Annotated in this window: 19 protein-coding genes; 15 read left to right on the forward strand and 4 right to left on the reverse strand. The window is 67.8% G+C overall.

All coding sequences use genetic code 11. The features are described 5' to 3' along the window. Positions 1-3 precede the first annotated feature (3 nt). From ABIC66_RS17230 to ABIC66_RS17270, 9 genes are all read left to right on the forward strand, one after another. The gene (locus ABIC66_RS17230; protein WP_354071529.1) at positions 4-471 is read left to right on the forward strand and encodes a chemotaxis protein CheW; all 468 of its coding nucleotides are present in this window, start codon (positions 4-6) and stop codon (positions 469-471) included. Continuing rightward, the gene (locus ABIC66_RS17235; protein ID WP_354071531.1) at positions 471-1,352 is read left to right on the forward strand and encodes a CheR family methyltransferase; all 882 of its coding nucleotides are present in this window, start codon (positions 471-473) and stop codon (positions 1,350-1,352) included. Before ABIC66_RS17230 ends, ABIC66_RS17235 begins: the two co-directional genes overlap by 1 nt. Then, the gene (locus ABIC66_RS17240) at positions 1,352-2,386 is read left to right on the forward strand and encodes a protein-glutamate methylesterase/protein-glutamine glutaminase (protein WP_354071533.1); all 1,035 of its coding nucleotides are present in this window, start codon (positions 1,352-1,354) and stop codon (positions 2,384-2,386) included. Before ABIC66_RS17235 ends, ABIC66_RS17240 begins: the two co-directional genes overlap by 1 nt. 3 nt (positions 2,387-2,389) lie before the next feature. Then, entirely contained in the window at positions 2,390-2,779 is a 390-nt protein-coding gene (locus ABIC66_RS17245; protein ID WP_047403396.1) for a response regulator, read from the forward strand. Beyond that, the gene (locus tag ABIC66_RS17250) at positions 2,776-3,342 is read left to right on the forward strand and encodes a chemotaxis protein CheD (RefSeq protein WP_354071534.1); all 567 of its coding nucleotides are present in this window, start codon (positions 2,776-2,778) and stop codon (positions 3,340-3,342) included. Before ABIC66_RS17245 ends, ABIC66_RS17250 begins: the two co-directional genes overlap by 4 nt. Before the next feature lie 5 nt (positions 3,343-3,347). Further along, positions 3,348-3,731 (forward strand): DUF8776 family protein, encoded by a 384-nt coding sequence (locus tag ABIC66_RS17255; RefSeq protein WP_354071536.1) that lies wholly within the window; start codon positions 3,348-3,350, stop codon positions 3,729-3,731. A gap of 7 nt (positions 3,732-3,738) precedes the next feature. After that, positions 3,739-4,341 carry a response regulator gene (locus ABIC66_RS17260; RefSeq protein ID WP_354071538.1) on the forward strand — a complete coding sequence of 201 codons (603 nt, stop codon included), beginning with the start codon at positions 3,739-3,741 and terminating at the stop codon, positions 4,339-4,341. After that, on the forward strand, positions 4,338-4,808 hold the full coding sequence (locus ABIC66_RS17265; RefSeq protein ID WP_354071540.1) for a chemotaxis protein CheE: 471 nt from the start codon (positions 4,338-4,340) through the stop codon (positions 4,806-4,808). Before ABIC66_RS17260 ends, ABIC66_RS17265 begins: the two co-directional genes overlap by 4 nt. A gap of 290 nt (positions 4,809-5,098) precedes the next feature. Beyond that, the gene (locus ABIC66_RS17270) at positions 5,099-8,131 is read left to right on the forward strand and encodes a TonB-dependent receptor (protein ID WP_354071541.1); all 3,033 of its coding nucleotides are present in this window, start codon (positions 5,099-5,101) and stop codon (positions 8,129-8,131) included. Between the two features lie 88 nt (positions 8,132-8,219). On the opposite strand, the gene nagA is transcribed toward ABIC66_RS17270, so the two are convergent. From nagA to ABIC66_RS17285, 3 genes are read right to left on the reverse strand one after another with little or no spacing between them, the layout of a single operon-like run. Beyond that, positions 8,220-9,356, reverse strand: coding sequence for an N-acetylglucosamine-6-phosphate deacetylase (gene nagA / locus ABIC66_RS17275; protein ID WP_354071543.1), 1,137 nt, complete (start codon positions 9,354-9,356; stop codon positions 8,220-8,222). Next, positions 9,356-10,432 carry an SIS domain-containing protein gene (locus tag ABIC66_RS17280; protein WP_354071545.1) on the reverse strand — a complete coding sequence of 359 codons (1,077 nt, stop codon included), beginning with the start codon at positions 10,430-10,432 and terminating at the stop codon, positions 9,356-9,358. The genes nagA and ABIC66_RS17280 overlap by 1 nt, the downstream gene beginning before the upstream one ends. A 57-nt stretch (positions 10,433-10,489) precedes the next feature. Next, positions 10,490-11,233 (reverse strand): GntR family transcriptional regulator, encoded by a 744-nt coding sequence (locus ABIC66_RS17285; protein WP_354071547.1) that lies wholly within the window; start codon positions 11,231-11,233, stop codon positions 10,490-10,492. A 273-nt stretch (positions 11,234-11,506) separates the two neighbouring features. Here ABIC66_RS17285 and ABIC66_RS17290 point away from each other — a divergent pair, with 273 nt between their 5' ends. The 6 genes from ABIC66_RS17290 (at position 11,507) to ABIC66_RS17315 (ending at position 23,515) form a co-directional block, all read left to right on the forward strand. Then, positions 11,507-14,278 carry a TonB-dependent receptor gene (locus ABIC66_RS17290; RefSeq protein WP_354071549.1) on the forward strand — a complete coding sequence of 924 codons (2,772 nt, stop codon included), beginning with the start codon at positions 11,507-11,509 and terminating at the stop codon, positions 14,276-14,278. Between the two features lie 281 nt (positions 14,279-14,559). Continuing rightward, complete coding sequence (locus ABIC66_RS17295; protein WP_354071551.1) at positions 14,560-16,860, forward strand: beta-N-acetylhexosaminidase; 2,301 nt, start codon at positions 14,560-14,562, stop codon at positions 16,858-16,860. 25 nt (positions 16,861-16,885) lie between these two features. Next, positions 16,886-19,432 (forward strand): phosphoenolpyruvate--protein phosphotransferase, encoded by a 2,547-nt coding sequence (gene ptsP / locus ABIC66_RS17300; protein WP_354071553.1) that lies wholly within the window; start codon positions 16,886-16,888, stop codon positions 19,430-19,432. 5 nt (positions 19,433-19,437) lie between these two features. Continuing rightward, positions 19,438-21,198, forward strand: a complete 1,761-nt coding sequence (nagE, locus tag ABIC66_RS17305; RefSeq protein ID WP_354071555.1) for an N-acetylglucosamine-specific PTS transporter subunit IIBC — start codon at positions 19,438-19,440, stop codon at positions 21,196-21,198. An 11-nt stretch (positions 21,199-21,209) separates the two neighbouring features. Continuing rightward, positions 21,210-22,802 carry a tryptophan halogenase family protein gene (locus tag ABIC66_RS17310; RefSeq protein ID WP_354071557.1) on the forward strand — a complete coding sequence of 531 codons (1,593 nt, stop codon included), beginning with the start codon at positions 21,210-21,212 and terminating at the stop codon, positions 22,800-22,802. Then, positions 22,799-23,515 carry a DUF6445 family protein gene (locus ABIC66_RS17315; RefSeq protein ID WP_354071559.1) on the forward strand — a complete coding sequence of 239 codons (717 nt, stop codon included), beginning with the start codon at positions 22,799-22,801 and terminating at the stop codon, positions 23,513-23,515. Before ABIC66_RS17310 ends, ABIC66_RS17315 begins: the two co-directional genes overlap by 4 nt. Here the strand turns inward: ABIC66_RS17315 and ABIC66_RS17320 are convergent. Next, a complete protein-coding gene (locus ABIC66_RS17320) occupies positions 23,512-23,892 on the reverse strand; it encodes a response regulator transcription factor (protein WP_354071561.1) in 381 nt (126 codons plus the stop codon). The genes ABIC66_RS17315 and ABIC66_RS17320 overlap by 4 nt on opposite strands. Between the last annotated feature and the right edge of the window lie 22 nt (positions 23,893-23,914).

The following is a 23,914-nucleotide window of genomic DNA, read 5'->3' on the forward strand; positions in this document are numbered from 1 at the left end:
GTCATGACCGACCTTGCCACCGCCACCGGGGTCGACCGCCGAGAACTGATCTCGTTCCATGTGGGCGACCAGGAATACTGTGTGGACATCATGGCCGTCCGCGAGATCCGCGGTTGGAGCCCGGCGACCGTGCTGCCGCAGTCGCCCGGCTTCATGCGCGGCGTGATCAACCTGCGCGGCGCGGTGCTGCCGATCATGGACCTGGCCTGCCGCCTGGGCATGCCGGTGATCGAGCCGACCGTTCGCAGCGTCTTCATCGTGGTCAAGGCGGGCGACCGCACCGTCGGCCTGCTGGTCGACGCAGTGTCGGACATCCTGTCGATCAACGACGACATGATCCAGCCGACGCCCGACGTGGCCTGCGACGCGGTTCGCAGCTTCGTGCGCGGCATCGTTTCCATCGAAGGCCGCATGATCAGCGAGATCTCGCTGGATCGCATCCTTCCTGAACGCGAGGCCCTGGCCGCCTGATGACGACCGCATCCGCCTCATCCCTGGAACGCCGCGAAGCCCTCGTCGATGGCGAGTTCGCGTTCACCACCCAGGACTTCAAGCGCATCGCCGCGCTGCTGTACGACCTCGCCGGCATCAGTCTGCCCGACAGCAAGGCGACGCTGGTCTATTCGCGCCTGGCCAAGCGCCTGCGCGCCCTCGGCCTGCGGTCGTTCACGGAATACTGCGCCTTCGTTTCCAGCGACAAAGGTCATGACGAGAGCCAGGAGATGCTCCGGGCGCTGACCACCAACGTCACGCGCTTCTTCCGCGAGCCGCACCACTTCGACGACCTGCGCGCCAATGTCCTGGAGCCGGTCGCCGACAAGGTTCGGGCCGGCGGCCGTCTGCGTCTGTGGTCCGCCGCCAGCTCGTCGGGCCAGGAACCCTATTCGATGGCCTTCACGGTGCTGTCGGTCTGGCCGAACGCCGCGGATCTGGACATCCGGATCCTGGGCACGGACATCGACACCAACGTGCTCGCCACCGGCCGCGCCGCCTCGTACGACGAGAGCCTGCTGGAAGGCATCCCCGCCGCCGCGCGCAATCAGTACTTCGAACGCGACCCGTCCGACCGCCGCGCGTTCCGTGTTTGCGAGGCCGCGCGCAGCCTGGTCGCGTTCAGGGAACTAAATCTCAACGGTCCGTCATGGCCTATGAAGGGGCCGTTTGACGCCATCTTCTGCCGGAATGTCGTGATCTATTTTGATGAACCTACTCAGGAACGCGTCTGGAGTCGCTTCGCGCCGCTCATCGCGCCCGGCGGCCGCCTCTATGTCGGCCACTCCGAGCGCGTCGGCGCGTCGGTGACCGCGTTCGAAAGCTGCGGCCTGACCGCCTATCGAAAGGTGGGTCGCTGATGCCGAAAATTCGCGTTCTGGTCGTCGACGACTCCGCCACGATGCGGAGCCTGATCACGGCCGCCCTCAGTCGTGACCCGGACATCGAGGTGGTCGGCGGCGCCGGCGATCCGTTCGAGGCGCGGGGCATGATCAAGGCCTTGAATCCCGACGTCGTCACGCTCGACATCGAGATGCCGAACATGAACGGCATCGAGTTCCTCGAGAAGATCATGCGCCTGCGGCCGATGCCGGTGGTCATGGTCTCGACCCTGACCCAGGCCGGCGCGGAAATGACGCTGCGGGCTCTGGAACTGGGCGCGATCGACTGCGTGGGCAAGCCCGCCGACGCCACCGGCACCCAGGAAGCCCTGGCCGAGATCGTCACCAAGGTGAAGATCGCCGCGCGCGCCTCGGTCCGCACCAACGCCGGCGCCGCGCCGGCGGCCGCGCCGACGCGCCGCAAGGACTTCATGCCCTCGGGCGACATCGTGGCGATCGGCTCGTCGACCGGCGGGGTGGAAGCCCTGCTGTCGATCCTGCAGATGTTCCCCGAGACCTGCCCGCCGACGGTGATCACACAGCACATGCCGGCCACCTTCACCGCCAGCTTCGCCGCGCGTCTCGATCGCGCCAGCGGGGCCAAGGTGCAGGAAGCCACGGACGGCGCCCTGCTGGAACCCGGCAAGGTCTATGTCGCCCCTGGCGGCGCGACGCACCTGGAGGTCGTCCGCTCGGCCGGCCTGCGTTGCCGCCTCGTAGCCGGCGACCCCGTCAGCGGCCACCGCCCGTCGGTGGACGTGCTGTTCAATTCCGTGGCCGCGGCCGTCGGCGACAAGGCGGTCGGAGCGATCCTGACCGGCATGGGCCGCGACGGAGCCCAGGGCCTTCTGGCCATGCGGAAGGCCGGCGCCAAGACGCTGGGCCAGGACGAAGCAAGCTGCGTCGTCTACGGCATGCCCCGGTCCGCTTTCGAAATCGGCGCGGTGGAGAAACAGGTTTCCCTGTCCTCCATGGGCCAGTCCATCCTCGATCTAGCCTCGGCGAGGCGCTGAACCATGCCCCAAGCAAGCACCATCTCCGTTCTCGTGGTCGACGACCAGCTGACGATGCGGGCTCTGATCCGCAACGCCCTGCAGCAGATCGGCTTCAAGGACATTCGTGAGGCGCCGGACGGCGAGGAGGCGCTCAAGAACCTCCTGGCCAAGCCCGCCAACCTCGTCATCTCGGACTTCAACATGCCGAAGATGGACGGCCTGGCGCTGTTGCGCGCGGTGCGCTCGCACCCGCCCATCCGCCAGACCGCCTTCGTCATGCTGACTGGCCGGGCCGATCGCGAGCTGGTCCAGCGCGCTGTCCAATTCGGCGTCAACAACTACTGCGTCAAGCCGTTCACCGTTCAGGGCTTGAGGGAGAAGATCGAACAGGTGTTCGGGCAGCTGACATGACGCAATTCTCCCATAACGACGACCCGGAACGGGCGATCAAGGTTCACGTGACCCAGGGCGAAAGCCATGTGGCCGCCGATCCCAACGTGGTGATGACCACGGTGCTGGGTTCGTGCATCGCCGCGTGCATCCGCGATCCGCAGTCGGGCGTGGGCGGGATGAACCACTTCCTGCTGCCGGACGCGGGCGACAACCGTCGCGACGGCGACGCCGTCCGCTACGGCGCCTACGCCATGGAACTGCTGATCAACGAACTGCTGAAGAAGGGCGCCCGCCGCGAGCGCCTGGAAGCCAAGATCTTCGGCGGCGCCAAGCTGTTCGATGGCCTCTCGGACGTCGGCGCCAGCAACTCCGCGTTCGCCGAGCGTTTCCTGCGCGACGAAGGCATTCCGATCGTCTCGTCCAGCACCGGCGGGGTTTCGGCCCGTCGCGTCGAGTTCTGGCCGGCCTCGGGCCGCGTGCGCCAGCGCCTGGTCGCCGTCGACAACGCTCCGCAGGACGTCCGCCGTCCCGCGCCCGCCCCGATGCCCGCCGCGTCGAGCGGCGACGTGGATCTGTTCTAACGCCCATGACCGCTTCGCCGCTGCCATCGACGCCGATCGCCCCGCCGGAAGACCATCTTCCGGTCGGCGAGCTGTCGCGTCGTCTGGCGGCGGAACTGGCCTCGGCCGCGGCGCTCTGCCAGGACTGCGAGCACATCGCCGGCGACCTGGCCCAAGGCGGGGCGGCCCTGGCGAACCTGACCCGTCTGCAGGCCCTGGACGAGTTGAGCCAGCGCCTGCACGGCCTGTCGGCGGTGCTGCAGCGGATCAGCCAGCACGCCTCGGGCGAATGGAGCATGTCCATCGAGCCTCTGCTGGAAGGCCTCGGCCTGGCCGACCTAGTCGTAAGGTTGCGCGCCAACGAGACGGCCGGCTGGCAAGCCGAAGCCGGCGAGCTGGATTTTTTCTAGCGGGCCGATGACGGACGCGCTCCTCCCCTCGACGCGGATCAATCTCGAGCGGGCCACGGTGCTGGTCCTGGACGACAACGGACCCTCGCTGGACATTTTGTCGCAGGTGGTCTCGGGCTTCGGGGTCAAGCAGCTGCACCGGGCAGAGAGCGTCATGGACGCCCAGGTCCTGGTCCGCACCAAGACCTTCGACCTGATCATCAGCGACGTGCAGATGCCGGTCACCGACGGTATCGAGTTCATCGAGTGGCTGCGGCGCGAAGGCGGCGAGAATAACCGCTACGTCCCAGTCATCCTGGTCACCGGCCACACCCGAACCTCACAGATCTTCAAGCTGCGCGACGCGGGGTCCAACTACGTGGTGGCCAAGCCGATCACGCCGAAGGTGCTGCTGGAACGGGTCTTCTGGGTGGCCCGCGAGGAACGGATCTTCGTCGAGTGCGATAGCTATGTGGGCCCCGATCGGCGCTTCAAACACGAGGGACCGCCGCCGGGGACGGACGGACGGCGGAGAGACGACCTTCCCGCCGAGGTGGGCGATGCGCAGATGCCCAACATGTCGGATGACGAGATCGCCAACATGATGCGCCCAGCGAAGGTGCAGATATGACCGTCCGAAAGTTCCGCCCGCCCAACCGGCTGGCCAACATGATCAAGGATCGCGGCGGAGTGCTGGCCAAGGACGCCGTCGCGGCGGCCGAGGCGGGCGTCGAGACCTTGCGCGAGGCCTCGATGGCCGCGCTGGACGAAGCCCTGGCCGAGATCGAGCGCCGCTTTGGCAAGGACGCGGCGGAGCGCGCGTCCGAACCCTATGAAGTTCTTTATCTGCTAGCGTCCCGGGTCATCGACGTCAGCGCCTTCGTGGCGGACGCGGGCGTCGACAAGGCGGCGATGTCGCTCTGCGGCCTGGCCGACAGCTGCGCCGAGGCCAAGGCTTGGCGGTGGGACGCCGTCGACGTCCACCTGAACGCCTTGAAGCTGCTGCGTGCGGTGGGCGCCCAGCTGCCAAGCGAACAGCGCGAGGCGATGCTGCAGGGGCTCTACCGGGTAAGCCACTATCGGCCGGACGAGGGCTGAATGCGCGCTTTCGAGCGGTGTAACGTCCCTGTGACACAACGCCACCATGTGTCGGAAACGCAACGGCGCTAGGAGTCTCGTGGGTTGTGACCGCTTTGTGGCCTTGTCGGCCGCCGCGGGCTTTGTTAGCACTCTGATACCGGTGTCAAAACCACAGTTTGGTTCTGACACCGGTGGCAAAAATGAAGACTTGAAGGCCGGGGGGCGGTTTCGCGGGAAGGACGCGGGACCGAGACGAAGGCCAAGGCGACGGAACGTCGTCTCCAATGGTCGATTCGGGAGGAGGTTCTATGTCCAAGAATACCACGGGGCGCATGCGCGCTCTGCACTGCGGCGTCTCTGGCGGCGCCCTGGCTCTGGCGATGGTTTTCGCTGGCGCCGCGTCGGCTCAAACCGCTCCGGCGGCGGCCGCTCCGGCCGCTCCGGCCGATGAAGTCGAGGCCGTCGTCGTCACCGGCTTCCGCGCCTCGCTGGCCAACGCCCTGGACATCAAGCGTCGCGAGAACGACCTCGTCGATGTCATCAAGGCGCAAGACATCGCCGACTTCCCCGACCTGAACCTGGCCGAGTCGCTGCAGCGTGTGCCGGGCGTGTCGATCGATCGTGACGGCGGCGAAGGCCGCACCATCACCGTCCGCGGCCTGGGCCCCGACTTCAGCGTCGTGCGCCTGAACGGCCTGGAAGCCCTGGCCACCACCGGCGGCAAGGACAGCTCGGGCGGCGCCAACCGCGGCCGCCAGTTCGACTTCTCGATCTTCGCCTCGGAACTGTTCAACAGCGTCACCGTGCGTAAGTCGACCTCGGCTTCGAACGAGGAAGGCTCGCTGGGCGCGATCATCGACCTGCAAGCCTCGCGTCCGTTCGACTTCAGCGGCCCGGCCCTGAGCGCCGGCGCCAAGATCGGCTGGAACGACCTGTCGCGGAAGAGCGACCCGCGCGTCACCTTCCTGGCCAGCAACCGCTGGGATACGGGCATCGGCGAGATCGGCGCCTTGATCTCGGTGGCCTACGCCCAGCGCAAGACGCTGGAGGAGGGCTCCTCGACCGGCCGCTGGGAAAACCCCAGCGTCGCGTTCAACTCGTCGACCGCCTTCCCCTGCGCGGGCGCGGCGTACAACCCCGTCAGCGGCCCCCCCCTGACCTGCACCCAGATCGGTACGGTCACGGGCGGCACCTCGCCGACCGTCGCGGCCGCCGCCGGCACGGCCAACAACCTGTGGCACCCGCGCATTCCGCGCTACGGCCGCCTGCAGTACGATCAGAAGCGCCTCGGCGTCACCGGTTCGCTGCAGTGGCGTCCGACCGAGCGCTCGACCCTGAGCCTCGATGCGCTGGTGGCCAACTTCACCAACAATCGCGACGAGACCTATCTGGAAGTCATCTCGTTCAGCCGCAGCAATGCGGGCCTGCCCCAGACGGACGTCGTCAACTTCACCGCCGACACCAAGGGTAACCTGGTCAAGGGCACCTTCGACGATGTCGACGCCCGCGTGGAATACCGCCACGACGACCTGAAGACGAAGTTCAACCAGTTCACCCTGACCTACGACACCAAGTTCGGCGAGGCCGGCCACCTGAACGTGGTCTACGGCCAGTCGCGCTCGATCCAGGACAACCCGGTCCAGACGACCTTCTCGTTCGACCGCTACGACAGCGACAACTACAGCTACGACTACTCGGCCGACGACAAGCTGCCGAACTTCAACTACGGCTTCGATCCCACCAATCCGGCCAACTTCACCTACAGCCCGAGCAACGCCCTCGGCGACCCCTCGCTGCTGCGCCTGCGTCCCAGCAAGGCGGTCAATACGTTCAAGACCTTCCGCGCCGACGTCGACTACGAGATCCTGAACGGCTTCAAGCTGCGCTACGGCGGCGACTACAAGGAATACGGCTTCCACTCGTGGGAGCAGCGCCTGTATTCTCGCAATCTGGCGGCCACTGGCACCACCTTCACCTCGGAAGCGGGCTTCGCCCTGCCGGCCGGCGTCTCGGTGGCCAGCGTCTCGCGCCTGATCACCGGCTTCGGCCGCGGCCTCGACCTGCCGGCCGGCGTGCCGACCTCGTGGATCGCGCCGGATCTGGACAAGCTGAAGACCGCGATCGGTTACGACTGTAACTGCATCAACGCCAACGGCGACTTCCGCCTCAGCACCCTGAACCAACTGGGCGCGGTGCGCGCGATCACCGAGAAGGACACCGCCTTCTACCTGCAAGGCGACTTCGACTACGACATCTTCAATATCCCGGTGCGCGGCAATATCGGCGTGCGCTGGATCAAGACCGAACAGTCGGCGACCGGTCACTACAATTCGGGCGCCGTCACGACGGCGGTGTCGACGCCGTTCGGCACCCTGTCGGAGTCGGTGCCGACCGACGCGGTCCAGACCACGTCGCGCGAGTACACCAACACGCTGCCGGCTCTGAACGTCTCGGCCCAGCCGTTCGACAACTTCTTCGTCCGCTTCGCCGCCGCCAAGGTGATGACGCGTCCGCAGCTGCAGAACCTGACCCCGGGCTACACCGCCCAGAGCCAGTCGGCCCAGACGCTGACGCGCGGCAATCCCGACCTGAACCCGATGCTGGCCAACAACCTGGACCTCAGCTTCGAATGGTATCCGGACAAGGAAACCCTGCTGTCGGCCGGCTTCTTCCAGAAGGACATCAAGTCCTACATCCAGACCTCGGCCGTCGCGATCCCGTATTCGGAAACCGGCCTGCCGACCAGCCTGCTGACCAACGGCAACACGGTGGACACGCCGTTCACCGTCACGACCCAGATCAACACCCCCGGCGGCAAGCTGAAGGGTTTCGAACTGAGCGCCCAGCGGCCGTTCACCTTCCTGCCGGCTCCGTTCGACAAGTTCGGCGCGATCCTGAACTACACCCACGTCAAGAGCGACATTCAGTACGTCATCAAGAACCCGACCTATACCGCCGCCGGTGTGGTGCCTCGCGTTCAGACGGCCCCGGCGGTCATGCTCACCCAGCCGCTGGTCAACCTGTCGCCGGACGCCTTCAACGCGACGCTCTACTACGAGAACGGCCCGTTCAAGGCGCGCATCTCGGGGTCGTACCGCGACCCCTATCTGATCCAGGTGGCGCCGTCGGCGACCAACAACAACGACGTCCGGATCAAGGAAAAGACCTTCAATCTGGACTCGCAGGTCAGCTATCAGTTCGACAAGTTCACCGTCACGCTGGAAGCCATCAACCTGACCGATCAGGAAGACAGCAAGGTCGACGACTCGGTCCGAATGTCCTCGGAAGAGTTCGTCCACTTCGGCCGTCAGTTCTACCTCGGCGTGAAGTGGAAGTTCTAAGCTTCCTGGGGGCTTCCGCCTAAAAGAGAGGGCGCTGACCGCGAGGCCAGCGCCCTTTTTCTTGGCCGCGTGAGACGGGGCAGGAGGGCTAGCCCTCGACCCCGTCGATCCAGGTCGCCGTGACGTTCAGCTGCGCGTCCAGCAGGCAGAAGTCGGCGGCCAGGCCCGGGGCGATCCGACCGCGCTGGCCCTCGAGGCCCAGGAAGGCGGCGGGGGCGGCCGAGGCCATCATCACCGCGTCGTCCAGCGACAGCTTCAGCATCGAGATCGCGTTGCGCACGGCGGCGGCCATGTCGAGGTCCGAACCGGCCAGGGTGCCATGGTCGTCGACGCAGACGCCGTCGACCACACGGATGTGGCGGCCCTGCAGGTCGAAGCTCTTGTCGATCATGCCCACCGTCGGCATGGCGTCGGTGACCAGCATAAACCGATCCAGCGGCCGGGTGCGCAGGGCGATCCGCAAGGTGGCCGGATCGACGTGGCGGCCGTCGACGATCAGGCCGCACCAGGCGGTCAGGCTTTCCAGGGCCGCGCCCACCGCGCCCGGCTCGCGGCTGGTCAGCGGCGACATGGCGTTGAACAGATGGGTGAAGCCGGTCAGGCCGTGATCCAGGGCCTGGCGCATGGTCTTGTACAGCGCGTTGGTATGGCCGGCGGCCACGTGGACGCCCGCGTCGGCCAGGCGCTGGATCATGTCCGGCGTCGTGCGTTCGGGGGCCAGCGTGACCAGGGTCTTGCCGACCTTCAGCGAGCTCAGCAGCGCCAGGGCCTCGTCGTCGATGACGCGGAACTTGTCGGCGTCGTGGATGCCCTTGCGCTTGGGATTGAGGAAGGGGCCCTCGATGTGGACGCCCAGCACGCCCGGGACGCCCTTTTCGATGGCCCTCTCGGTGGCGCGCATCGCCTGGTCGACGACCGAAAGGTCGTCACTGATCAGGGTCGGCAGGAAGCCGGTGGTGCCGTAGGGGCGGTGGGCCGCGCCGATCGCGGCGATCGCCTCGACGGTCGGCGAGTCGTTGAACAGCACCCCGCCGCCGCCATTGACCTGGGTGTCGATATAGCCCGGGACCAGCAGGCCGCCGGCCAGGTCGCGGCGCGCCGCATCGGCCGGAACCTCGCGCGCGTCGACGATCCCGGCGATCACGCCGTCCTCGACCAGCACGGCGCGGCCTTCGGCGACGCCGGCTTCCGTCAGGACGCGGCCATTTACGAGAGCAGCCAGCATCAGACGGTTTCAGTGACCTTGTTGAGGTGAGGCGGGCTGTCGGGATCGTAGCCGCGCGCGACCGAAAGCGCATTGGCCATTCGGTAGAAGCTCTGAATCATCAGGATCGGCTCGAGCACCGGATGGCTGGACAGCGTCGGCAGGACGCCAGGGCTGGTCTCGCCAGGGGCCGCCAGCAGCACGTCGGCGCCACGCTCGCGCAGGCCGTCGGCCATGTCGTCGACACTGGCGCGGCTCTCGTCGTTTTGAGCGAAGACCAAGGCCGGGAAGCCCTCCTTCACCAGCGCCATCGGGCCGTGCAGCACCTCCGCGGCGCTGAAGGCCTCGGCGTGTAGGCCGCAGGTCTCCTTGAACTTCAGGGCGGCTTCCAGCGCGACAGCGAAGCCGACGCCGCGGCCCAGGACGTAGAGGTTGCGGGCCAGCTTCAGCCGCTCGACGGCCGGCGACCAGTCCAGCACCCAGGCCTCGGCCAGGGCGGTCGGCAGGTTCGCCAACGCCTTGGTCAGCGCCTCGTCCTCGGTCCAGGCGGCGATCAGCTGTGTGATGGCGACCAGGGCGGCGATGTAAGACTTGGTGGCCGCCACGCTGAGCTCGGGGCCGGCGTGCAGCGGGATCACCTCGTCGGCCAGTTCGGCCAGCGGCGAGTCGACCACATTGACCAGGGCCACGGCGTAGGCGCCGGCGGCCTTGGCCGCCTTCACCGAGGCCAGCAGGTCGGGGCTCTTGCCCGACTGCGAGATAGCCAGGACCAGCGCGCCTTCCAGATTGGGCGAGGCGTCGTAGACCGAGCTGACCGACAGGCCGGCCGACGAGGTCAGCACCCCGGCCTTGGTCTCGATCAGGTAGCGGGCGAAGGTGGCCGCGTGGTCGCTGCTGCCCCGCGCGCAGGTCACGACCACGCGCGGCGGGTTGGCGCGTAGGCGCTCGGCCAGGGCCTCGATCTTGCGGGCGTTGGCGGTCAGCTGGGTCGCGGCGACGGCCGAGGCCTGGCCCGCTTCCAGGAACATGCGGGTAGATTCGGGCGACAGCCGCGCGGGCGCGGGGATCTCAGGACGGGTCAAGACGGTCGCCTCCAAGCTCTACTCCTAGGACTCGCTACGGTCGGGGCCCAACACACGCAGGACCCCACACACTCAGGACAGGGCGTTCAGTTCCGCGACGAAGTCGTAGGCGTCGCCGCGGTAATACGATTGCGTGACTTCCACCGCCCGGCCGTCGCGCAGGAAGCCGCGCCGCTCGATCAGCAGGCCGGCGTCCTTGACGGGCACGCCCAGCAGATCGGCCTGCTCGGCGGCGAACAGCACCGCGCGCAGCCGCTGCAGGGCGCGCACGGGCCGGTGGCCGGTCTTCTCCAGCGCCTCGTATAGCGAGGTCTCGACGACCTCGGTGGAGGGCAGGGCGAAGGCGGCGATGGTGGTGTACTCCACGGCCATCGGCGCGCCGTCGGCGTAGCGGATACGGGCGAAGCGATAGACCGGCGTGCCGGGCGACAGGCCCAGGGTCAGCGACTCTTCCGGAGTCACCTGGCCCTCGGCGCGGCTAATCCATTCGCTGCGCGGAACGCGACCGCGCGAGATCATGTCCTCGGTGAACGAGGTGAGCTTGGAAAAGCTCTTTTCCACGCGCGCAGCGACGAAGGTGCCGGCGCCCTGGCGGCGCGTCAGCAGGCCCTCGCTGACCAGACCGTCCAGCGCCTTGCGCACGGTGATGCGCGAGATGCTGAACTCCTCGGCCAGGTCGCGCTCGGCCGGCAGCGCGTCGTCGGGCGACAGCACCTTGGTCTGGATGGCTTCGCGCAGCGCGCGCTGCAGCTGCTTGTACAGCGGAGCGTGGTCGCCGGCGGCGTCGAGCCGTCCGATCCGATCAGCAAACGTCATGTCACAGCCCTCCCCTGCGCTTCCGCGGTCGCGCAAATCAGCGGCGCCTCTCGCTTGTCTCGATAGCATATGACCATTTTCATACCAATAAGAACGTGGTCTGCAATTGGTTTCTTTTTGGCCTTGTCAGCAGCAAAAATTCCGTCACAGTCGCCTCCTGAGGCCTGAGAATTGCCAGCTTCCGCCTAAAATCGCGGAATGATTGGTATCCAATTGGTCTTTGTGGTTCGGCTCCAGGTCCAAACTGGCCGGGCAATCACGGGGAGAAGAATTATGAAGCGTTTCCACAAAATACTCCTGTCGACATCAGCGTCCGCGCTGGCCGTCGCCTTGGCCGCGCCAGCGATGGCGCAGGATAGCTCGACCCAGGTCGAGGAAGTCGTCGTCACCGGCATCCGCGCTTCGTTGCAAGCCTCGGTTCAGGCCAAGCGCAACGCCAATGCCGTCATCGACGTCATCACCGCCGAAGACATCGGCAAGTTCCCGGACAAGAACGTCGCCGAATCTCTACAGCGCGTTCCCGGCGTCACCATCCAGCGTGAATTCGGCGAAGGCGAGCGGATCTCGATCCGCGGCACCGCGCCCACTCTCAACCGCACCCTGCTGAACGGCCACGCCGTCGCCACCGCCGACTGGTTCATTCTCGACCAGTTCAAGGCCAGCCGCAGCTTCAACTATCTGATGCTGCCGTCGGAAATCGTCGGCAAGGTCGAGGTCTTCAAGAGCCCGATGGCCAATATCGACGAAGGCGGCGTCGGCGGCACGGTCAATGTCCACACGCGCAACCCGCTGGACCTGGCCCCGCTGTCGGTCTCCGGCTCGATCCAGGCCTTCCACGACGAAAAGTCGGGCAATACCGACCCGACCGCCTCGGCCATGCTGAGCTGGCACAACGCCGACAAGACCCTGGGCGTCCTGGTCGGCGGCATCTACGACAAGCGCCGCATCCGTCGCGACGGCATCGAGGTGCTGGGCTACAGCGCGGTCAGCAACGCTTCGGGCACGGGCAGCAACATCACGGGCATCCCGGCCGGGCAGACCCTGCTGGCGCCCAGCCTGATCGGTTCGTCGCTGTTCACCCAGACCCGTGAACGCAAGGGGGCGAACTTCGCGATCCAGTACGCGCCGACCGACAAGCTCGACGTCAATATCACCGGCCTCTATTCCAAGATGGACGCCGACAACTTCAACCAGAACTACATGGCCTGGATCAGCCAGAAGATCGGCGCCCTGGGCACGCCGGGTTCGCAGTTCAACGTGACCAAGGCCGACAACGGCACCGCCGTGGCCGGCAACTTCAACGCCGTCGGCGGCAATGGCGTGGTGTTCGACGCGATCGACCGCCTGGCCCACACCAATGTCGGCTCGATCGACTTCGACGGCACGTATCGCCCGAACGACGATTGGAAGTTCCACGGCCGCATCGGTTACACCAAGGCCAAGGGCGCCACCGATCTGCAGCCGTTCTGGGAAACCAACGCGGCGACCGGCCTGACCTATGACCTGTCGGGCGGCGTGCCGAAGGTGGCCTTCACCAACATCACCCCCACCACGGCCGACGACGAGATGACGCTGGGCTGGGTGTCGGCCAACACCACGGTCAACGACGACGACGAGTTCTACACCTTCGTCGACGGCGAGCGTTTCGTGGACGCCGGCGCCTTCAAGTCCATCGCGTTCGGCGTGAAGTACACCGACCACGATCGCGACGTGAACCAGACCTATGGTCAGCGTCGCTCGCTGTTCGGCGCCACGGCCTGCGGCGGTCATGCGTGCTCGCTGGCCGACGTCCAGGGCGGCGTCACGCCCAGCGACTATCTCGACGGCATCAAGACGGCGGGCGTCCTCAGCTCGTACCTGACCGCCGACAAGAACAAGATCGAGAAGATCTACGCCAATCTGGGCAAGGCGACGATCTACGACCCGAACAACCCCAATGTCGGCGGCTGTATCGGCCTGGCCAACTGCGATCACTTCGGTCCCCTGGAAAGCTTCACGTTCAACGAGAAGACCTGGGGCGGCTACGTGATGGGCAACCTGCAGGGCGAAGGCTGGCGCGGCAACGTCGGCGTCCGCGTCGTCAATACCAAGATCGAGACCAACGCCTGGCGCGTCGGCGTCTCGGCGGGCACGCCGGGCGCGATCAACAACCCGTTCGGCCTGATGGCTCCCACCCAGGGGACCAAGGAGTACACGGACGTCCTGCCGTCGGCGAACTTCTCGTTCGACGTCAAGGACGACCTGGTGCTGCGCCTGGCCGCCGGCCGCGTGATGGCCCGCCCAGACTACGCCCAGATGGCCGGCTTCACCTCGCTGACCGAGTCCCTGCTCACGGCCAGCGGCGGCAACCCGAAGCTCGACCCGTATCGCGCCAATCAGTACGACGCGACGCTGGAATGGTACTTCGCGCCGCAGTCGATCCTGTCGGTCGACTTCTTCTACAAGGACATCTCGACCTTCATCGTCCAGGGCGCGACCGTCGAGAAGCTGCCGCTGCAAGCGGCCGCCAACGATCCGCGCGTGCTGAACACCGCCAACAACTGCGTGCTGCAAACGGCCGGCCTCTATAGCTGTAACTACAGTGTCGGCCGTCCGGTGAACGTGGCCGGCGGCAAGACCCAGGGCGTCGAGTTCAACTTCCAGATGCCCATCTGGAACGGCTTCGGCGTGCTGGCCAACTACACCTATACCGACGCCAGCTCGATCACCGATGTTCCGGTGCCGTCCAGCTCGAAGCACATCGCCAACATCAGCGGCTACTACGAGAACGAGCGCTTCAGCGCCCGCCTGAGCTACAACTATCGGTCCAAGTTCTTCGTCGACTACGACGCCGAGCGTGGCTACCGCCAGCTGTGGTCGGACTCGCTGAAGTCGCTGGACGCCTCGGCCAGCGTGAACCTCACCGAGAACATCTCGCTGAACATCGACGCGATCAACCTGACCGACGAAAAGCAGACCGACTTCTACGACAACGACAAGAACCGTCCGGCCCGTCTCTACAAGAACGGCCGCATGGTGTTCGGCGGTGTCCGCTTCAAGTTCTAGGCGTACTCCGGGGCCTCTCCGGAGGCCCCGGTTCTTTGATTTGCGTCGCGCGCGGCTTGGTTCAGGATCGGCTCATGATCCCCCAGGCCGCGCCGATCGCGATTGATCCCCTCCTGACTGCAAGCATGGAGCTGGGGTGGGGCGGTCCGGGGTTCTTGATCCGTGAAAGCGGATCAGGAACCTCTGCTTCTAGGAGACGAGGCTTGGCGTTCGCCGTGCTTCGGGCCGTCCCGCCCGTTTTTTGGCCCACGCCCGCCAGTCCAACTGTTCGCGAAGGCCGCGTGACCCTGACCCCGCTCCGTATCGCCGCCGTCTCGGCGTTCGTCCTGATGGCCGCCCTCGGCGCCTCGGCCGCCAGCGCCCAATCGTCCGCCGGACTGACCCTGACCCCCGCGCCGGCCAAGGCGGTTCGCGCCGAAGGGGTCTTCAAGCTTTCCGCCGCCACCCGCATCCACGTCGCCAAGGGGGACGTCGAGGCCAAGGGCGTCGCCACCCAACTCGCCGATCTGATCCAGCGCTCGCGAGGCTTCCGTCCCATCGTGGTCGAGGGCGCGCCGGCGGCCGCCGACGCGATCGTCCTGACCCGCGAAGGCCCCGCCGGCGAAGCCTACAAGCTCGACATCGCTCCAGGGGGTGTCACCATCGCCGCCGCCAAGCGCGCGGGCCTGTTCTACGGCGCCATGTCGCTGTGGCAGCTGGCGACGCCAGACGAGGCCAAGGGCCCGGTCGCCGTCCCCGCCGCCGCGATCGAGGACGCGCCGCGCTTCGCCTGGCGTGGCCTGATGGTCGACAGCGCCCGCCATGTCCAGTCGATCGACACGCTGAAGTCGGTTCTGGACGCCATGGCGGCCCACAAGCTCAACACCTTCCACTGGCATCTGGTCGACGACCAGGGTTGGCGGCTGGAGATCAAGAAGTATCCGAAACTGACGGAGGTCGGCGCCTGGCGTCTCGACCCCGGCGCGGCGCGCAAGGGCCCGAAGTACGGCGGTTTCTATACCCAGGACCAGGTCCGCGACCTCGTCGCCTACGCCGCCGCCCGCAACATCACCATCGTGCCGGAAATCGAGACCCCGGGCCATGCCCTGGCCCCGATCGTGGCCTATCCGGAGCTGGGCGCGGCGCCGCCGGACGCCAGCAAGATGGGCGATTGGGGCGTCTTCCCCTGGCTCTACAACACCGACGACGCCACCTTCGCCTTTCTCGACGACGTGCTGAACGAGGTCATGGACCTGTTCCCGTCGACTTTCATCCATGTCGGCGGCGACGAGGCGATCAAGGACCAGTGGGAGGCCAGTCCCAAGATCCAGGCCAAGATCAAGGAGCTGGGCCTCAAGGACGAGCACGAGCTGCAGAGCTGGTTCATCCAGCGCGTCGGCCGGAGCCTCGACAAGCGCGGCCGCCGCCTGATCGGCTGGGACGAGATCCTGGAAGGGGGCTTGGCGCCCAACGCCTCGGTGATGTCGTGGCGCGGGATCGACGGCGCGATCGCCGCCGCGAAACAGGGTCACGACACGGTGCTGTCGCCGCAGCCGATGCTTTATCTCGACAACGGCCAGAGCAAGTCGCCCGACGAGCCGACCGGCCGCCTGCGCACCGCCACGCTCAAGGACGTCTATGGCTTCGACCCGGCCCCGGCCCAGCTGTCGCCGGCCGAGCGCGAGCACATCCTCGGCGTCCAGGCCAATGTCTGGACCGAGCACATGCAGACCGACAGGCGCATGACGCTGATGGCCTTCCCGCGCGCCGTCGCCCTGGCCGAGCGTGGCTGGACGCCGGAGGGCGGGGTGAACTGGGACGACTTCGCCCGCCGCCTGCCGGCCGAGATGGCCCGGCTGAAGATCCTGGGCGTCGCCGCCAACACCGTGCCGTTCGAACCCCAGCCGGCCCTGTCGGAAGGCGAGGGCGGCAAGACCAAATTGACCCTGTCGACCGGTCTCGGTATCGGCGAGGTTCGCTACACCACCGATGGCAAGGCGCCGACGGCGGCTTCGCCCGTCTATGCCGGCGACCTGGACTTGCCGACGGGAACGGTCGTCAAGGCGCGCGCCTTCGTCGACGGCCAGACCCTCGGCCGCGAGCGCGCGGTGACGATCGATCCCGCCGCCCTGCTGACCCGGACCAGCGGCCAGCTGAAAGGCTGCACCGACAAGGTCACCCTGCGGATGATCGACGACGCGCCCGCGGCCTTCGACAAGCGGGCCATGTTCACGGTCGACATCCTCAATCCGTGCTGGATCTGGCAGGGCGTCGAGCTGTCGAAGGGCGCGGTGCTGACCGCCCGCGTCGGCCAGCTGCCGTTCAACTTCGAGGTCGGCCAGGACCGCGACAAGATCCCGCTGCGCGCCCCGGCCACGCCCGAGGGCGAACTGGAAGTGCGCCTCGTCCAATCGGGGGGCTGCAACGGCGAACGCATCGCCGCCATCCCGCTGGGCAAGGCCGCGAAGAATCCGCAAGTCTCGACGATCACCGGCCACTTGCCCGCGCGCCCGGGTAAGGTCGATCTTTGCCTCGGCTTCACGGCCAGGAGCGTCGATCCCTACTGGGTCATCGACCGCGTGACCCTGAAGCCCGCTCCCTAGTTCTCGAACCAGAGTCGCAACGCCCGTGTCCAACCTTGTTCTCTCCGCGCCGCTGAAGGGCTGGATCGCGCCGCTCGACGAGACGCCCGACGCGGTGTTCGCCGAGCGCATGCTGGGCGACGGCCTGGCGATCGATCCGCTGGGCTCGACGCTGCACGCGCCCTGCGACGCGACGGTGGTCACCGTCCACCGCGCCCGCCACGCCGTGACCCTGCGCGCGGCCAACGGCGCCGAGATTCTGATGCACGTGGGCCTGGAAACCGTGGCCCTGAACGGCGAGGGCTTCACCGTCTTCGTCAAGGAAGGCCAGGCGGTGAAGGCCGGCGACAAGCTGCTGGGCTTCGACCTTGACTTGTTGGCCCAGCGCGCTCGCAGCCTGATCACCCCGGTGGTGGTGACCAATCTCGACGCCTTCGAGATCGTCCGCCGCGACCAGGACCGCGAGATCGAGGTCGGCGACTTCCTGATGGAGCTGTCGCCGGCCAATCTTAAGAAGGGCGGCGGCGCGGCCTCGGCTGGCCCGGTGTCCACGGGCGAAGTGGCGCGCGAGGTCGTCGTGCCGCTGGTCCATGGCATCCACGCCCGCCCCGCCGCCCGGATCGCCGAAACGGCGCGCAAGTTCGTGGCCGAGGTCGCGCTCGTGGCGGTCAACCGCCGCGCCAGCGCCAAGAGCCCGGTCGGGGTGATGTCCCTGGCCGTCCGCCACGGCGACACCATTCAGGTCGTGGCCTCGGGCCTGGACGCCGACGCGGCGATCCTGGCCGTGGCCGAGCTGATCGAGAGCGGCATGGGCGAGGGCGGACCGGTTTCGGCTCAAGCCTCCGCGCCGGCCGTCGCGGTCGTCGAAGCCGTCCCGACCGTTCCGGTCGATCTGCCCCGCGACGGCGTGCTGAAGGGCGTGCTGGCCGCGCCGGGCCTGGCGATCGGCAAGGCCGTGCGGCTGGCCTCGGCCGACATCGTGGTTCGCGAAGCTGGCGAGGGCGTCGCCCACGAGGAGGCGGCCCTGACCGCCGCGCTCGACCTCGTCCGCGCCCGCATCGAGAAAGCGGCCGCCCAGGAAGGCGCGCATGGGGGCGACAAGGCCCGCAAGGCCATCCTCGGCGCCCACCTGGCCTTCCTGGAGGATCCGGAACTCTCGGCCGGCGCCCGCCGTCTGATCGGCGAGGGCAAGAGCGCGGGCTACGCCTGGCGCAAGTCGGTCGGCGGCTATGTCGAGGCCCTGCGCGGGTTGGGCGACCGCCGTCTGGCCGAACGCGTCGATGATCTGGTCGATCTCGAGCGCCAGGTCCTGCGCGCGCTCAGCGGCGAGGACGAGGACGGCCCGACGCTGCCGCCCGGTTCGATCCTGCTGGCCGACGAACTGTTGCCGTCGCAGCTGATGGGCGTCGATCCCGGCCTCGTCGCCGGCTTCGCCACCGCGCGCGGCGGTCCGACCTCGCACGTCGCCATCCTGGCCGCGGCCATGGGCATTCCCGCGATGGTCGCCCTGGGCGGTGCGGTCCTGAAGGTCAAGGACGGCGCCACCCTGATCCTGGACGCCGACAGCGGCGTCCTGCGCGTGGCGCCCGACGCGCCGGCCCTGGAAGCCGCCCAGACCGCCCTGGCCCAGCGCCAGGAGCGCAAGGCCGCCGCCAAGGCCGCCGCCCACGACGCGTGCGTGACCAAGGACGGAACGCGGATCGAGGTCTTCGCCAACACCGGCTCGCTGAACGACGCCCGGGCCGCCGTGGCCAACGGGGCCGAGGGCTCGGGCCTGCTGCGCACCGAGTTCCTGTTCCTGGACCGGGAAACCCCGCCGGACGAGGACGAGCAGGCCCGCCAGTACCAGGCCATCGCCTCGGCCCTGGACGGCAAGCCGCTGATCATCCGCACCCTGGACGTCGGCGGCGACAAGGCCGCGCCCTACCTGCCGATCCCCGCCGAGGAGAATCCGGCCTTGGGTCTGCGCGGCGTCCGCGTCAGCCTGTGGCGGCCGCATCTTTTGAAGACCCAGCTGCGCGCCATCCTGCGGGTCAAGCCGCTGGGCCAGTGCAAGATCATGGTCCCGATGGTCGCCAGCCTCGACGAGCTGCGCGCCGTCCGCGCCGTGCTGGACGAGGCCAGGCGCGAGATGGGCGTGGTCGAGAAGATCGATCTCGGCGTGATGATCGAGACGCCGGCCGCCGCCATGACCGCCGACCTGCTTGCCGCCGAAGCCGATTTCCTGTCGGTCGGCACCAACGACCTGACCCAGTACGTCCTGGCCATGGACCGAGGCAACCCCGAGCTGGCCGCGCGCATCGACGCCCTGCATCCGGCGGTGCTGCGGATGATCGACCTGACCTGCAAGGGCGCGGCGAAACACCATCGCTGGGTCGGCGTCTGCGGGGGCCTGGCCTCCGACGTCGCCGCCGTCCCGATCCTGCTGGGCCTGGGGGTCACCGAGCTGTCGACCACCGCGTCGATCGCGCCGGAGGTGAAGGCCCGTGTCCGTGGCCTTTCACTCGAGTCTTGCCGTAGCCTCGCGGCCCAGGCCCTGGACCAGACCTCGCCCGAGGCGGTCCGGGCCCTCGTAAAGTCCTTCGGAGCCTGATGCCGATGAAGTCTCCGCTCGAAATCCTGCAGCCCCTGGGCCGAGCCCTGATGCTGCCGATCGCGGTGTTGCCCGTGGCTGGGCTGCTGCTGCGCCTGGGTCAGCCCGACCTGCTGAACATCGGCTTCATCGCCGCCGCCGGCGACGCGATCTTCTCGAACCTCGGCCTGCTGTTCGCCATCGGCGTCGCCGTGGGCCTGGCCAAGGAGAACAACGGCGCGGCGGGGCTCGCGGGCGTCGTCTGCTTCCTGATCGCCAGCGAAGGCGCCAAGACTCTGCTGCATGTACCCGCCGACGTGACGGCCGGCCTGGCCACCGCCCACGCCGACCTCGCCGGCGCCGCCTACAAGACCAAGGCCCTGGCCAAGCTCAGCGTGCCGATCGGCATCATCTCCGGCGTGATCGCCGGCCTGTTCTACAATCGCTTCTCGGACTTCAAGCTGCCCGAATATCTGGCCTTCTTCAGCGGCCGGCGCTTCGTGCCGATCATCTCGGGCGTGGCGGGCCTGCTGATGGCCGTACTGCTGGGCTTTGGCTACGACACCATCAACGGCGGGGTCGACGCGGCCAGCCGCGCCATCGTCGGCTCGGGCGAGCTGGGCCTGCTGGTCTACGGCTTCCTGAACCGGATCCTGATCGTCACCGGCCTGCACCACATCCTCAACAACATCGCCTGGTTCGTGGTCGGGGACTTCCACGGGACGACCGGGGACCTGCGCCGCTTTTTCGCCGACGACCCCAACGCCGGGGCGTTCATGAGCGGCTTCTTCCCGGTGATGATGTTCGGCCTGCCGGCCGCGTGCCTGGCCATGTACCACACCGCCCGCCCGGAGAAGAAAAAGGCGGTCGGCGGCATGCTGTTCTCGCTGGCCCTGACTTCGTTCCTGACGGGCGTGACCGAGCCGATCGAGTTCAGCTTCATGTTCCTGGCCCCGGTGCTCTACGCGGTGCACGCGGTGCTGACGGGCGTGGCCATGGCCCTGATGAACGCCCTGCACATCAAGCTGGGCTTCACCTTCTCGGCCGGTCTGTTCGACTACGTGCTGAACTTCGGCAAGGCCACCCACCCGCTGTGGCTGGCGCCCTTGGGCGCGGTCTATGCGGGCGTCTATTACGGGCTGTTCCGCTTCTTCATCCAGAAGTTCGATCTGAAGACCCCGGGCCGCGAGGCCGACGATGTCGTTTCCGCCGAGTCGGTCACCACCGGCGGCGGGCGCGGAGCCGATTTCGTCGCCGCGCTCGGCGGCGCTTCGAACCTGACCAGCGTCGACGCCTGCACCACCCGTCTGCGCCTGATCGTCGTCGATCAGGGCGCGGTCAACGAGCCCGCCCTGAAGGCGCTGGGCGCGCGGGGGATCGTCAAGCCGTCCGACAAGGCGCTGCAGGTCGTGCTGGGTCCGGTCGCCGACGGCGTCGCCGGCGAGATCCGCGCCGCCCTAAACCAAGGACATGGGGGCGCGCCCACGCCCGCCGCCAAACCGATCGCCGCCAAGCCCGCGCCGTCGGTCCTGCCCACCGTCGAGGACGACCGCAAGGCCGAAGCCCTGGTCGGGGCCCTGGGCGGCGCCGGCAACCTCAAGGTCGTCGGAACCTGCTCCAGCCGGCTGCGCGTCGTCGTCGCCGACCAGGCCGGGGTGGACGAGGCGGCTCTGAAGGCTCTTGGCGCGCGCGGCGTGGTCCGGGTGGGCGAGAAGACGGTCCACGTCGTGCTCGGCCCCGACGCCGAACGGGTCGGCGAGGCGATACGCTGCCACCTGCCGGCCTAGGAGGCAGGGCGTTGGACAAGTCCATCGACCACATCCTGATCGTGGGCGGCGGCACGGCCGGCTGGATGACCGCCGCCTATCTGGCGCGCCGCCTGGGGACCATCCGGCCGGATGGGGTCCGCATCTCCCTGATCGAGTCCAGCGAGATCGGCATCATCGGGGTGGGCGAGGGGACCTTCCCGACCATCCAGAACACCATGCGCACGATCGGCGTCGACGAGGCCCAGTTCATGCGCGGCGCCGGGGCGGCCTTCAAGCAGGGCATCGAATTCGTCGACTGGAGGACCGCGCCCAAGGACGGGATCCACAGTCGCTACTACCACCCGTTCGCCCAACCCCGGCTGCTGAACGGCGGCCTGGACCTGGCGCCGTATTGGCTGATGGGCGGGGCGGGCGACATCCCGTTCTCCGACGCCGTCACCCTGCAGGACAAGGTCTGCGACGCCGGTCGCGGCCCCAAGCGGATCGACGATCCGCAGTACGGCGGGCCGATGGCCTATGCCTACCACTTCGACGCCGGCAAGCTGGCCAACCTGCTGCGCGATGTCGGCAAGGCGACCGGGGTCAAGCATCTGCTGGGCAATGTCACGACGGTGAACAAGGCCGAGGACGGCTCGATCGCCTCGATCACCACCGCCGAGCACGGCGACCTGACCGCCGACCTCTATATCGACTGCACCGGTTTCGCCGGGGCCCTGATCGGCAAGGCGATGGGTTCGGAATGGATCGACAAGGGCGACACCTTGTTCGTCGACCGCGCCCTGGCCCTGCAGGTCCCCTACGACCGCCCCGACGCTCCGGTGGCGACCGCCACCATCTCCACGGCCCACGAGGCCGGCTGGACTTGGGACATCGGCCTGCCCGACCGCCGGGGCACGGGCTACGTCTTCTCCAGTCGCCACACCACCGAGGATCGCGCCGAGGAAATTCTGCGCCGCTATGTCGGCAAGGCGGGCGACGGCCTGACGCCGCGCCTCCTGAAACTGAAGGTCGGCCACCGCCAGGCGCACTGGATCAAGAACTGCGTGGCCGTGGGCCTATCGGGCGGCTTCCTGGAGCCGCTGGAATCGACCGGCATCGTGCTGATCGAGGCCGCCGCCTACATGCTGGCTCGCAACCTGCCACGCCAGGGCGGGCTCGAAGCCGCCGCGCGCCAGTTCAATCAGGCCATGACCGACCGCTACCTGCGGGCCATCGACTTCATCAAGCTGCACTATTGTATCAGCCAGCGCACCGACAACGCGTTCTGGACCGACAACCGCGATCCCGCTTCGATCCCGGAGAGCCTTCAGGATCATCTGGCGATGTGGAAGCATCGACCGCCCAACGTGTTCGACTTCCCGAACCTCCACGAGAGCTTCAAGTACTTCAACTACCAGTACATTCTGTACGGCATGGGCTATCCGACGACGATCGATCCGGCCGCCCACGTCCACGTCGACCTGGCCCGCGCCGATTTCGCCCGCGTGCAGGAGGCCGGCAAACGCGCCGCGTCCAGCCTGCCCGATCACCGCGCGCTGCTGAACGAGGTCCATGCCCGCGGCTTCTCCAGCAAGGCTCCCGACCAGGCCATGGCCGAGGCGGCCGAGACCGTGCGGCGGTGAGCGACCCGATCTTCGAGGCGCGGCCCGATCCGCGCGTCGAGATCTTGACCGTCGGGGTCGCCGAGACGCGGGTGCTGATCGTCGACGACCTGCTGACGGGCGGCCAGGTCCTGGTCGATCACGCCGCCGAGTTCGCCGTGCTGGCCCCCGTCAAGGCGGGCGCGAACTTCTATCCCGGCGTCCGCGCCCCCGCGCCGCCCGCCTATGTCCAGGCGCTGGTCCGGGCGCTGCGTCCCTACATGGCCGAGGTGTTTGGGGCGCCGGAAGGCGGCCGGGCCGGGGTGACCTGCGCGCTCTCCATGGCCGTGACGCCGGCCAGCGAGGCCACGCCGGTCCAGCGCCTGCCGCACATCGACACGCCCGAGCCCAACCAACTGGCCATCCTGCACTATCTGTGCAGGCCCGAGCACGGCGGCACGGCCTTCTACCGGCATCGCGAGACCGGGCTGGAGATCGTCGATCCCGACCACGCCAAGATCTACTTCGCCGCCCTGCGCGGCCAGATCGAGCGCGCGCCGATCGCTCCGGGCTACATCACCGGCTCCGACGCGCTGTTCGAGAAGATCGGCGCGGTCGAAGCCGTCTTCAACCGGATCGTGGTCTATCCCAGCCGCCTGCTGCACGCCGGGATCCTGCCGGATGCGCCGGTCAGCCTTGATCCGCGCGCGGGCAGACTGACGGTCAACACCTTCTATCGCTATGAGGCCGCCTAGCGCGTCAGGTCGCGGACCTTGGCGACGATCTGCTCGGGTGAGAACGGCTTCATCAGATAGCCGTTGGCGCCGGCCTGCATGGCCATGACGATACGGTCCAGGCGGCCTTCGCCGGTCAGCATCAGGATCGGGATCTCGGCGCATGCGTCGATGGAGCGCAGGGCGCGGACCAGCTCGATTCCGTCGGTCGTGGGGAGGCGGACATCGACCACGAACAGGCTGGGAACCCGGACTCTGGTCTTGCCCAGCAGGGCCGCGCCGGTCTCGAACAGCTCCACGCCATAGCCTCGCGGGGCAAGGGCCGTCTGGAGAAAGGCCAGAATCAGCGGATCGTCGTCGACGACATAGATCGAGGGCGGGCCGGTGACTGGCTGCATCGGTTCACATGGCTTTCGACGC

The sequence above is a fragment of the Caulobacter sp. 1776 genome (genome assembly GCF_040545685.1).
GTDB lineage: Bacteria > Pseudomonadota > Alphaproteobacteria > Caulobacterales > Caulobacteraceae > Caulobacter.

What these genes read in the sequence shown, in the direction of transcription:
- ABIC66_RS17240 (WP_354071533.1), top strand. Translation starts at nt 1,352, where the DNA reads ATGCCGAAAATTCGCGTTCTGGTCGTCGACGACTCCGCCACGATGCGG.
- ABIC66_RS17255 (WP_354071536.1), top strand. Translation starts at nt 3,348, where the DNA reads ATGACCGCTTCGCCGCTGCCATCGACGCCGATCGCCCCGCCGGAAGAC.
- nagA (WP_354071543.1), bottom strand. Translation starts at nt 9,356, where the DNA reads ATGCTGGCTGCTCTCGTAAATGGCCGCGTCCTGACGGAAGCCGGCGTC.
- ABIC66_RS17320 (WP_354071561.1), bottom strand. Translation starts at nt 23,892, where the DNA reads ATGCAGCCAGTCACCGGCCCGCCCTCGATCTATGTCGTCGACGACGAT.
- ABIC66_RS17235 (WP_354071531.1), top strand. Translation starts at nt 471, where the DNA reads ATGACGACCGCATCCGCCTCATCCCTGGAACGCCGCGAAGCCCTCGTC.
- ABIC66_RS17245 (WP_047403396.1), top strand. Translation starts at nt 2,390, where the DNA reads ATGCCCCAAGCAAGCACCATCTCCGTTCTCGTGGTCGACGACCAGCTG.
- ABIC66_RS17265 (WP_354071540.1), top strand. Translation starts at nt 4,338, where the DNA reads ATGACCGTCCGAAAGTTCCGCCCGCCCAACCGGCTGGCCAACATGATC.
- ABIC66_RS17270 (WP_354071541.1), top strand. Translation starts at nt 5,099, where the DNA reads ATGTCCAAGAATACCACGGGGCGCATGCGCGCTCTGCACTGCGGCGTC.
- nagE (WP_354071555.1), top strand. Translation starts at nt 19,438, where the DNA reads ATGAAGTCTCCGCTCGAAATCCTGCAGCCCCTGGGCCGAGCCCTGATG.
- ABIC66_RS17260 (WP_354071538.1), top strand. Translation starts at nt 3,739, where the DNA reads ATGACGGACGCGCTCCTCCCCTCGACGCGGATCAATCTCGAGCGGGCC.
- ABIC66_RS17230 (WP_354071529.1), top strand. Translation starts at nt 4, where the DNA reads ATGACCGACCTTGCCACCGCCACCGGGGTCGACCGCCGAGAACTGATC.
- ABIC66_RS17285 (WP_354071547.1), bottom strand. Translation starts at nt 11,233, where the DNA reads ATGACGTTTGCTGATCGGATCGGACGGCTCGACGCCGCCGGCGACCAC.
- ABIC66_RS17290 (WP_354071549.1), top strand. Translation starts at nt 11,507, where the DNA reads ATGAAGCGTTTCCACAAAATACTCCTGTCGACATCAGCGTCCGCGCTG.
- ABIC66_RS17250 (WP_354071534.1), top strand. Translation starts at nt 2,776, where the DNA reads ATGACGCAATTCTCCCATAACGACGACCCGGAACGGGCGATCAAGGTT.